Here is an 11095-nt window from a genome sequence, read left to right as displayed (position 1 = left end):
TCAATGAAAATCAAAGAGCAAACTAGGAAGCTAGCCGCAGGTTGCTCAAAGCACAGCTTTGAGGTTGCAGATAAAGCTGACGCGGTTTGAAGAGATTTTCGAAGAGTATTAATTATCTGTTTCAACGAATCGTCCCAGAATATGAACATTCTCCGATACCGATACAAAGGCACTTGGATCGACTTGTTTCATAATGAGTTTAAATTCATTAAACTCTGCACGTGTAATGACAGTGATTAAAACTGCCTTTTTCTCGTGATTATAGGTTCCTTCTGCATCGTGGATCATAGTTGCTCCGCGGTGCAATTTTTTATGGATTTTTTCAATTACCTTGTCTGGATGATTGGTCACAATCATAGCCTGCATCCGTTTTTGCTTGGTAAAGACAGCGTCTGTTACACGGCTAGAGACAAAGATGGTAATCATAGAGTAGAGAGCGTATTTCCAACCAAAGGTCAAACCGGCTATCAGCATGATGGTCCCATTTACCAAGAAAGAAATACTACCGACATTCTTACCCGTTTTCTTGCGAATGGTCAGGCTGACAATATCTGTACCTCCACTGGAGATGTTGTTTCGAAGAGCGAAACCAATCCCCAAGCCCATGACAACACCCCCAAAAAGGGCATTGATAATCGGATCCTCCGTCAAGGTCGCCACAGGGACAAACTGGATAAAGAAGGAACTCATGGATACTGTGATAAAGGTAAAGACGGTGAACTTATGGCCAATCTGATACCAAGCCAAGACCATCAAAGGAAAATTAATGGCGTAGAAGGTTAGCGAAATCGGGATATGAAAACCAAACCAATGATTACTCAAGGCAGAGATAATCTGTGCCAGACCTGTCGCACCACTCGAATACACATGCCCTGGTTGGAAAAAGAAATTGACCGCTACTGCTGATAAAAAACCATAGACCAGAGAGGCCGAAATCTTCTCATCATATTTTTCCCGAGAGATGCTTTGTAAGACACGTAAAATTTTTATCTGATAAGCAAAGCGGCGCAGATAATAGCGCCACCGCTTAATTCGTTTTGCTTGTTTCATCTTCTTCTATTTGTAAGCTGAGTTCCTCTAGTTGTTTGAGAGCTACTGTTGAAGGAGCTTGTGTCATTGGGTCAGTTGCCTTGTTGTTCTTAGGAAAGGCAATAACTTCACGGATATTTTCTTCCCCTGCTAAAAGCATGACAAATCGGTCAAGCCCGATAGCCAAGCCACCGTGTGGTGGGAAACCATAGTCCATGGCTTCAAGAAGGAAGCCAAACTGGTCATTTGCTTCTTCAGCTGAGAAACCAAGAGCCTTGAACATGCGTTCTTGAAGGTCTTTTTGGTTGATACGAAGGCTACCACCACCAAGCTCATAACCGTTCAAGACAATATCGTAAGCAATGGCACGAACCTTCGCCAAATCACCTTCTAATTCGTGAGCTGTTTCTTCCTGTGGAAGAGTAAATGGATGGTGGGCGCTCATGTAGCGTCCTTCTTCTTCAGACCACTCAAACATTGGCCAGTCAACCACCCAAAGGAAGTTGAATTTATCGTTGTCAATCAAGCCAAGCTCTTTGGCAATACGTCCACGAAGGGCACCAAGAGTTGCATTGGCCACTTCAAGCATATCTGCCACAAAGAGAACGAGGTCCTTATCTTCAAGAGCAAGCGCTGTTGTCAATTCTGCTTGGATGCCTGTCAAGAACTTGGCAACTGGTCCGTTTAATTCTCCATCAACTACCTTGACCCAAGCAAGACCTTTGGCACCGTACTGCTTGGCTACTTCAGTCATCTTATCGATGTCTTTACGTGAATAGTTGTCCGCAGCGCCTTTGACCACAATGGCTTTTACAGCAGGTGCTTCTGAAAAGACTTTGAAGTCAACACCTTTGACCACTTCTGTCAAGTCCTGAAGCAACATATCAAAACGAGTGTCAGGCTTATCAGAACCATAAAGAGCCATAGCGTCATCATACTTCATACGTGGGAAAGGCAGAGTGACTTCAATGCCTTTTGTTTCCTTCATCACACGCGCAATCAAACCTTCTGTGATATCTTGGATTTCTTGCTCAGTAAGGAAAGACGTTTCCAAGTCAACCTGGGTAAACTCAGGTTGGCGATCTCCACGCAAGTCCTCATCACGGAAACATTTAACGATTTGGTAGTAACGGTCAAAACCAGCATTCATCAATAACTGCTTAGTGATTTGCGGACTTTGAGGAAGCGCGTAAAAATGCCCTTTATTAACACGAGATGGCACCAAGTAGTCACGCGCCCCTTCTGGCGTTGACTTAGAAAGGAATGGTGTCTCCACGTCGATAAACTCCAACTCATCCAAGTAGTTGCGGATAGAGTGGGTCACCTTAGCACGAAGTTTAAGATTTTCCAACATTTCTGGACGACGAAGGTCAAGGTAACGGTAACGCAAACGCGTATCGTCATTAGCCTCAATGCCATCCTTAATCTCAAATGGGGTTGTCTTAGCTGTATTCAACACTGTCAAGGCTGTCACGTTTAACTCAACTGCACCAGTTGGCAACTTATCATTGGCTTGCTCACGCGCAGCGACCTGTCCAGTCACCTCGATAACAAATTCGCTACGAAGGCTTTCAGCTGTTTCCATAACCTCTGCAGATACTTTTTCAGGGTTGATAACCAACTGCATGATTCCTTCACGGTCACGAAGATCGATAAAGATCAAACCACCAAGGTCACGACGACGGCCAACCCATCCTTTCAAGGTTATTTCTTGTCCGATGTGTTCCTCACGAACACGACCAGCATACATACTACGTTTCATTGTTTCTCTCCTCTTTTATTCTGTTACTATTTTACCATAAAAGCGCAGGCTCTTCATGAAAATCATCAGAAAAGTTTGCCAGTCTTTAAAAATCAAGTGAAGACTCTAAAAATTGACGCCCATACAAAAATCCGATGAAGTTCATCGGACTCTTTTATTTTGAATTGTTGCCTGCTTTACGCTTTTCAGCAATTTCGGCTGCCTTTCGAGGCAAGACAATTTCCGTTGTGTAAGCTGTCCCAAAGCGCAAGACACCTGCAATAGGGGCAAAGACGACTGCTAGATAGTTATAGAAGAAATCGCCCTTAAAGGCATAAGCTAGCGCTCCAATGATGAAAAATAGAACGACTGCTTGAATCACTGCTAATAAAATTACTCGTTTCATGTGACCTCCTGACTCTATTATAGCATGAGAATCATCAAAAAGCTCACTAAATTATTCAAAGCGTGAAGAGAAATGCTGTAAAGAAGACCTTTTCGACTTACATAAGCCAGCCCCAAACTCAATCCTAGACTAGCATAAACCAAAAACTGTTGCAAAGTTCCTGGGAAATGAATCAAGGCAAATAGAACACTTGTTACCAGAAGGAAAAGCAGAGTTTGTTTACTATTGTCCTGCTTAGGAAAGAGATAGCGTGCCAACATCCCTCTAAAGATAAGCTCTTCCGTCAAAGGAGCAAAAATAACGACCGCAAAGAATGAGAAAAGGGGTTGAGACAAGGTCAAGTCTATCGCTGTTTGTTGATTTACTGAAGGATCATTTGGCAAGAAAAACTGGACAACCAGAGATAAGAACCAAACCAAGGCAGGGAGCCAAATAAATCGGTTAAAGCCACTCTTCTCAATATGAACAGGAGCTTTCTGGTACCATTTATAAATGACGTACACATATACTCCAGCCAAGGCCACATAAAGCAAGGTAGTAGCATAGGGCGAAGCGCCCAGTTTCAAAGCTTCTACAGCCCCACTTTGAACGGTCCCATAGATAACCAGAAAAGATAGAATGGCTAGAAGAAACCAGCCGAGGTTTTTAAGTAGTTTCATATAAATCTCCTATCTTGCTTTATAGCTATTTTTCAATACAAAGAGGTTCGCTATTCCTAACACAAGTACCCAGGCAAGTAACATACCAATATTAGAAAAAGATATTTCCCCACCTTTTTTATTTAAAAGATTTACAATTGGACCAATAAAAGAGTAATCCAACACTTTCTGAACCGTATCATTTTGAAGAGCAATCATGGGTAAAAAAGAGACGATAAACACAGGAAACATACTATAAACTTGCGCTTTAGACTGAGTATCTGACACTGCACCGATTAGAAGGTTGAGAAAAATAACACTAATAGCTGCTAAGACCAAATAGATAACATAGGCCAATAAGTAACCTGATACATCCACTTTAAAATAGATTGGTAGTAAAATCATTCCAAGCAACATAATCAACAGAGGGAGAATGAGCATACTGAAAGTATATTCTGTTGCTGTCACACCACTTAGGATGAGTGATTTAAGATTGCGCTTTTCCTTATCTTCTGCCATCATAATCGATACCATATAACCACTTCCCATGCTCAAGACCATCGTCAAACTCATAGAAAGGAAATACGTACTCAATTCTCCACTCTTGTTTAAGAACTCATTATATAGAACAGCCAGTCCAAAAGGCAACAATAGAGTCGCCAACAAAGTTGAATTGCTGATAAGAACTTGTAATCTTAACCATAGTAGGGCATTTAATTTTCTAAACATCTAACTTTTCTCCTGTCAATCTGATAAAGATTTCTTCTAAAGTTGGCTCACAAGAGTGAACCACCATCAAATCTGTCGTGTCTAAATGTGGTAATTCATCAAATGGAACTATCTGTTCTCGTCCGTCGTTATAAACCACACGTACTTTCTTATCCACATGGTACTTCTGGATGATATCTTGCGGACTTCCATACTCTATTAGGTTACCCTTATTCAAAAGAGATAAGCGATCACAAAGCAGAGTTGCTTCATTCATATCATGCGTGGTCAGAAAGATAGTTGTCCCCGCCTGCTTTAATTCTTGAAGTAGGGTATGAATCATCTTAGATGTTGTAGGGTCTAAGCCACTGGTTGGCTCATCTAGAAAGAGAATCTTAGGAGCATTCAGAAGGGCACGAGCCAAGAACATTCGTTGTTTCATTCCAGTAGATAACTTTTCTGCAATAATATCTTTAGCATCTGCCAATCCAACCTGTTGAAGCACCTGAACTACTCTATCTGCCTTGAGGCCATATAACTTAGCATAGATGAGAAGATTTTTATAAAGACTCATCTTTTCATAAAAACCACTGCCATCACTAACAATACCAATTTGTTCCAAATCATTTGAGGTTAAATCTTGAGAATTCTTGCCTAACAAAACTGTTTTACCTTGATCTGCAGCCAACTGTCCTGTTAAGACATTGATCATGGTTGTTTTACCTGAGCCAGAAGGGCCAAGAAAACCAAAGATTTCACCCTCCTTAATCTCAAAAGAAATCTGATGAAGAGCTTTTTTGCTCCCAAAACTTTTGCTTACATTTTCAACACGAATCATAGAAACTCCTTTATTTGAAATAGCGTTTTACCATAGGTAACTGCATCACATTGATATAAACATGGATGGCTCCGACAAGTACGAAAGCTAGTAGCTGAATCTCTCCTGTCAGTAAGGAAAAGAGAGCAATCAGAAAGTACAAGGTTGGCAAGACATACTGATGTAATTGGAATAAAATCCGAAAACTCTGTTCCAAATTAGCCTGGCGCTCCCCTTCATCGTAAGAATTGATAAAGTCCATGACATCCTTTGGTGTAGAGAAAAATGCCAAATCAAACTGACGAACAATAGCAATGGTCTTAAAAAGATATTTTTGAGCATTTAAAACTAACACTAACCCCAAAAAGGAAAGGGATAAGGTTATATGGCTTATATCGAGTACAATTACTTCACTTCCTGAAATGAAGAGAGCCAATAAAATCGCTACGCTTGCACTATTAAAAGCAATAGTTCCAAACTCGAGATTCCGATACATCTGCACATAATAGGTTTCATTCAGATCATCATCCATTTCCTCTTGATACAAGGAGTGAAATTTTCTGCTTTTCTTTAAGAAATTGAACGTCAAAAGAATGCTAATGAAACCTATCAGTAAACAAATAGCTGATATCCATGGTATCAAGATTTTTACATCTAACATAATTCCGTGGGATTCGGCACCAGCCTTCAACATATCTACAAATATGTACAAGAAACCTCCCAAGACAATAGACATTAAAAATAACAAGCCACCTTTCTTATTCTTTTTCATATTCATTCTCCTTTTTCACTTGCTAAATTTTGGGATTTCTTTTCAATCCAGTCAATTACTGGGATAAGAGCAAAGTAGGCCCAAATAAATTGGTCACTTTGATAGGGACTAAACCAACCTAAGTCTATCCCAATCAGTAGAAATACGCTGACGAATAGAGCTGCGACAACTACATAATAAACCACTTTATACTTGTTCATCACTCATCCTCCTCCAAGCGAAATACCGATTCGACTGTTTCGTTGAAAATCTGAGATATTTTCAGGGCAATGATAATGGATGGGGTGTACTCATCCCGTTCTAATATACTGATGGTTTGCCTGGAAACCCCTGCCAGCTTGGCTAGTTCGGTTTGGTTGAGACCATCGCGAGCTCGAAGCTCTTTTAAACGATTTTTAAGCATTCCTTTCTCCTTTTCTCTTAACTTGCTTACATTGTAACACATCTTTTTCTTTTTGACAAGCATATTTGTCAAAAAGTTTATGATTTTTGTCATTTTGCAAAAGAAAACGGTCAGGAGTAAGATCCTGACCAGTTTATCTATCATTAATACTCTTCGAAAATCAAATTCAAACCACGTCAGCTTCACCTTGCCGTACTCAAGTACAGCCTGCGGCTAGCTTCCTAGTTTGCTCTTTGATTTTCATTGAGTATAAAATCCTAGTTTTTCAAAGATTTCTGAGAAGTTTTGGCTGATTGCCTCAAGTGACACTTGCACTTCTTCTCGGGTTTGGTTGTTCTTGACTATCACTTGTCCGCTTTCGACTTCGCTCTCGCCTAGAGTGATGAGGGTCTTAGCCGCAAAAACATCGGCTGACTTGAACTGAGCTTTGAGCTTACGGTTGAGGTAATCACGCTCTGCTTTGAAACCTTGTTGGCGAAGAGCTTGTACTAATTCCAAGGCCTTGACATTTGCTCCATCACCCAAGACTGCTATATAGACATCTAGGGCGTTTTCGATAGGGAGGGCCACACCTTGCTTTTCAAGAATGAGAAGCAGGCGCTCTACACCAAGTCCAAAACCAAATCCAGCAGTTTCAGGGCCTCCAAAGTAAGAAACCAAACCATCGTAACGACCACCCGCACAGACTGTCAGGTCATTGCCCTCAATCTCAGTAATAAACTCGAAAATAGTGTGATTGTAGTAGTCCAGACCACGCACCATATTGGTATCGATGATATAGTCTACTCCAAGATTTTCCAACATCTGACGCACAGCATCAAAATGAGCTTGACTTTCTTCATCAAGGAAGTCCAAGATAGAAGGTGCATTCTCTACTGCTACCTTGTCTTCTTTTTCTTTAGAGTCCAAGACACGAAGAGGATTTTCCTCCAAACGACGTTGGCTATCCTTAGACAAGGTCTCCTTGAGCGGTGTCAAATAGTCAATTAAGGCTTGACGATAGGCCGCACGGCTCTCAGGATTCCCCAAAGTGTTAAGGTGCAATTTGACACCTTGGATGCCGATTTCTTTCAAGAAATGGGCTGCCATCGCGATTGTTTCCACATCGGTAGCTGGATTGCTAGATCCAAAACACTCAACACCAATCTGGTGGAATTGGCGCAAGCGCCCTGCCTGTGGACGCTCATAACGGAACATAGGGCCCATGTAGTAGAACTTACTTGGCTTTTGCACTTCTGGGGCGAAGAGTTTATTTTCCACATAGGAACGGACAACGGGCGCTGTTCCTTCTGGGCGGAGGGTAATATGGCGGTCACCCTTGTCATAGAAGTCGTACATTTCCTTGGTTACGATATCGGTCGTATCTCCGACAGAGCGACTGATGACCTCGTAATGCTCAAAAATAGGCGTGCGCACTTCTGCATAGTTGTAGCGCTTGAAAATCTCACGGGCGAAGCCCTCAACGTACTGCCATTTGGCAGATTCAGCAGGTAAAATATCCTGCGTTCCTTTTGGTTTTTGTAATTTCATAGGGGATCCTCTTTAAACTTAATAGTCTTATTTTACCATAAATAGGGGGATTAAAACAGTAAGAAAAAAATTAGGATTTATACTCAATGAAAATCAAAGAGCAAACTAGGAAACTAGCCGCAGGCTGTACTTGAGTACGGCAAGGCGACGTTGACATGGTTTGAATTTGATTTTCGAAGAGTATTAGATATCATTTTTGAGATTAAGGATTGTCAAAAGAATAGCTATCAAGGAGAGAGCAACAAATAGCATCCAAGTCAACTGTATATTCCATACAGCTACAAGTGAAAAACAGGCTGTACCAAGAGGTACTGATAAGGTAAACAATAAACCCAAAAAATTACTGGTACGAGCTAGAACCTCTGGAGCTAGATTTTTCAGGAGCATGGCATTAATCTTTGGTGGAACTTTACCAGACACATACAGAGTTGAACAGAGAAATAGCAAACCAAGCACGACTTGATTGAATAAGTTAGCCAGACCAACTAGACTGACTCCTAATGTCACCCACATCATCAATCTAGGCAAGGACTGCTTCCCAAAATAATCATTTCCCGTAAGGCTACTGATGATAATTGCTAATAAAACACAGACTTGCTCGATAAATAGTGCCTCTGTGTAAGAAAAATTCAAGAGAGAATGGCTCAAAAAGAAGATGTTATAAACGCTTCCTAGAGCGCCACCTAAGGCATTGATAAGCAAGACAGCAAAGATCATGAAACCAAAGTTTTTCTGTCCACCTTTAAGAAAAACAAGGCGTAAATTTCGGTAAATTGTTAGGAACTGCTCTTTGATAGAAAGCTTCTCATTTTTTAGTGATTCACCATCAGCGGATGAAATCGACAGTCTCAATTTGCTTTTTCCTAAAAAGAGGATAACGGCTGATACTAGGAAAAAACAGGCATTGATTCCCGCAACGAGAGAAAAATTATTGACCGATAGCCCTAAGAGCCAGACTCCGAAAGCTTGACCACCAATGGCTGAAATATAGGTGATGAACTGGGAAAAAGAATAAGCCTCCATCAGATCATCTTCAGCTACTTTTTCCTTAATAAGAGGCATGCGCAAGCCACCTGCAAAATCACTGATAACATCACTAATGACATTGATCAAACACAGGCTAGAAAAGGCAAATAAACTAGCTTGCTGAACAACTAGGGCTGCCAGAAAAAATAAAACCGCCTGAAACAAACCGCTATAGACCATCCATTTGACCTTGTCCCTCGTGTAATCTGCCCGAATCCCTACAAAAACTGTAAAGAGAGTCGGAAGAAGCATGACAATATTCGCCATAGCAACAGCAAAAGATGCTTGTGGCAGGGTTGATGCATAGACGATAAATACCAGGTTGAAAATCGAAGCACCAAAAGCATTAAAAAATCGTGACAAAGTCAAGAGACGATAAGCGTGATTTCTAAACAATAATTTCATAGGTAATCTCCCTTCTTGTTCGAAGTTCTTATGTAAAGTATGACTATAGTATAGCACTTAGAAATTCTAGAGGAAAAACTTTTGAATATATGCAACAAAAAAATGAGTTAAAAAAAACGATAGAACTTCTCTAGTGACCTAAAAGAGGTCAAAAGTGCTATCGCTTAAAATTTCAAATCATTTTCTTAGTTTGCAAATATTCAACAATCGGTCGTATTTCTATAATATTCGGCAGATTTGTTACAGCCGAGCATCTCAAAAATACGGACAGCATCTTCCATCTTTTTCTGACCTTCCTTGACTCTGCCTTGCTTGCTATCAAGGAGACCTTCTGCCCACAAATAGACAATTCGGAAATAGGTCTCATTTTCATTGTAGAAATGCTCTTTGATAACACGTTTAAAATAATGGGAATTAGTAAATTCTTCACACTCAATGCTAGCTAAAAAGCCATTCAATAGTATAGTGTGAAACAGGTTTCGATTGCCAGACACTTCCATTAGAAAATCAGATTTACGTACCATTTCTCTAACATACCTAGTGAAAAGAGAAACAGATAGAAATGGTGAACTGACTGAAAATAAATTGAGTTCATAGATTCCCCAGATCTCGGTAGAAAACAAATAATCATGAAGGACTTTCCCTTCCTCTGCTGTTAACTCTACCCTTTCATCCATGCTCTTCATATAAGACTTGATAATAATGGCATTTAGAATATGTTTCTGTTTGTTTTGAGAATGGGCATGCTTTTGATACTCCCTGCGATACAAGTCTTCAAGAGGAGCTATATTCTTTGGATCCAAGACATCTATGATTTCTTTTCTCAACTCAGAATCTGTATCATACTGAAAACCTCTCGCTAGAAAGAGGATTTCCTCTACACTGGCAGATATATTTTCTAGGGCAAATAGAAACTTTTCCACCGAAAGCTCACTCTGACCTGTTTCAAAGCGAGATAACATAGACGGCGAAAATTGTCCCCCAGTTGCTTGTCTCAGCGAGATATTTCTTGATTCTCGTAATTGTCTAAAGACTTTTCCAATCTGCTCCATAGGCTTCCCCTTGATTCCGTATTTTCTTCATTTTATCATATTTTTCAGAAAATTCATCAAAAACTTGCCAAATTGTCAGAATTATGAGAAAATAGAGGATATTTATCACGTGGAGGGACTGTAATGAGAGAGGATATCAAAATCAATGACCGTGCTTTGGCCTTACAAGACCAAATTATCGAAAAACTAGAGAAGGTTTTTGATACAGATGTGGAATTGGATGTTTACAATCTAGGACTGATTTATGAAATCAATCTGGATGAAACGGGTCTCTGCAAGATTGTCATGACCTTCACCGATACTGCCTGCGATTGTGCCGAAAGCCTGCCTATCGAAATCGTGGCAGGTCTCAAACAAATCGAGGGTATCGAAGATGTCAAGGTTGAAGTTACCTGGTCGCCTGCTTGGAAAATCACACGAATCAGTCGCTACGGCCGCATTGCCCTTGGACTACCACCTCGTTAATACTCTTCAAAAATCTCTTCAAACCACGTCAGCGTCGGCTTGTCGTAGGTATATGTTACTGACTTCGTCAGTTCTATCTGCAACCTCAAAACAGTGTTTTGAG

At 40.6% G+C, this 11095-nt stretch carries 13 protein-coding genes; 1 reads left to right on the top strand and 12 read right to left on the bottom strand.

Going from position 1 to position 11095, the window contains the following annotated elements; genetic code table 11:
- Positions 1-108: 108 nt before the first annotated feature.
- The 12 genes from ADG81_RS03505 to rgg form a co-directional block, all read right to left on the bottom strand.
- Entirely contained in the window at positions 109-1050 is a 942-nt protein-coding gene (locus ADG81_RS03505) for a YitT family protein (protein WP_049550910.1), read from the bottom strand.
- Positions 1028-2791, bottom strand: a complete 1764-nt coding sequence (gene aspS / locus ADG81_RS03500; RefSeq protein WP_049550909.1) for an aspartate--tRNA ligase — start codon at positions 2789-2791, stop codon at positions 1028-1030. Before aspS ends, ADG81_RS03505 begins: the two co-directional genes overlap by 23 nt.
- A gap of 154 nt (positions 2792-2945) precedes the next feature.
- Positions 2946-3176: a hypothetical protein gene (locus ADG81_RS03495; protein ID WP_000832185.1), complete on the bottom strand. Its 231-nt coding sequence runs from the start codon at positions 3174-3176 to the stop codon at positions 2946-2948.
- Between the two features lie 17 nt (positions 3177-3193).
- Positions 3194-3835, bottom strand: coding sequence for a CPBP family intramembrane glutamic endopeptidase (locus ADG81_RS03490; RefSeq protein WP_020903389.1), 642 nt, complete (start codon positions 3833-3835; stop codon positions 3194-3196).
- A 9-nt stretch (positions 3836-3844) separates the two neighbouring features.
- Entirely contained in the window at positions 3845-4543 is a 699-nt protein-coding gene (locus ADG81_RS03485) for an ABC transporter permease (RefSeq protein ID WP_020903388.1), read from the bottom strand.
- Positions 4536-5360, bottom strand: a complete 825-nt coding sequence (locus tag ADG81_RS03480) for an ABC transporter ATP-binding protein (protein ID WP_024057248.1) — start codon at positions 5358-5360, stop codon at positions 4536-4538. The genes ADG81_RS03485 and ADG81_RS03480 overlap by 8 nt, the downstream gene beginning before the upstream one ends.
- A 10-nt stretch (positions 5361-5370) precedes the next feature.
- Complete coding sequence (locus ADG81_RS03475) at positions 5371-6111, bottom strand: DUF3169 family protein (protein ID WP_049550908.1); 741 nt, start codon at positions 6109-6111, stop codon at positions 5371-5373.
- A 2-nt stretch (positions 6112-6113) separates the two neighbouring features.
- On the bottom strand, positions 6114-6311 hold the full coding sequence (locus ADG81_RS03470; RefSeq protein ID WP_049550907.1) for a hypothetical protein: 198 nt from the start codon (positions 6309-6311) through the stop codon (positions 6114-6116).
- The gene (locus ADG81_RS03465; protein WP_049550912.1) at positions 6311-6514 is read right to left on the bottom strand and encodes a helix-turn-helix transcriptional regulator; all 204 of its coding nucleotides are present in this window, start codon (positions 6512-6514) and stop codon (positions 6311-6313) included. Before ADG81_RS03465 ends, ADG81_RS03470 begins: the two co-directional genes overlap by 1 nt.
- A 240-nt stretch (positions 6515-6754) precedes the next feature.
- Positions 6755-8044, bottom strand: a complete 1290-nt coding sequence (gene hisS / locus ADG81_RS03460) for a histidine--tRNA ligase (protein ID WP_045610926.1) — start codon at positions 8042-8044, stop codon at positions 6755-6757.
- A gap of 183 nt (positions 8045-8227) precedes the next feature.
- On the bottom strand, positions 8228-9475 hold the full coding sequence (locus ADG81_RS03455; protein ID WP_049550906.1) for a transporter: 1248 nt from the start codon (positions 9473-9475) through the stop codon (positions 8228-8230).
- A 200-nt stretch (positions 9476-9675) separates the two neighbouring features.
- Complete coding sequence (gene rgg / locus ADG81_RS03450; RefSeq protein ID WP_049550905.1) at positions 9676-10527, bottom strand: quorum-sensing system transcriptional regulator Rgg; 852 nt, start codon at positions 10525-10527, stop codon at positions 9676-9678.
- A gap of 123 nt (positions 10528-10650) precedes the next feature.
- Here rgg and ADG81_RS03445 point away from each other — a divergent pair, with 123 nt between their 5' ends.
- The gene (locus ADG81_RS03445; protein ID WP_001206380.1) at positions 10651-10992 is read left to right on the top strand and encodes a metal-sulfur cluster assembly factor; all 342 of its coding nucleotides are present in this window, start codon (positions 10651-10653) and stop codon (positions 10990-10992) included.
- Positions 10993-11095 lie beyond the last annotated feature (103 nt).

Origin of the sequence: Streptococcus pseudopneumoniae, assembly GCF_001070815.1 — a bacterium.
Taxonomy (GTDB): domain Bacteria; phylum Bacillota; class Bacilli; order Lactobacillales; family Streptococcaceae; genus Streptococcus; species Streptococcus pseudopneumoniae_P.
The sequence above is the reverse complement of the archived record's forward strand: the minus strand, read 5'-3'. Positions and strand labels throughout refer to the sequence as shown.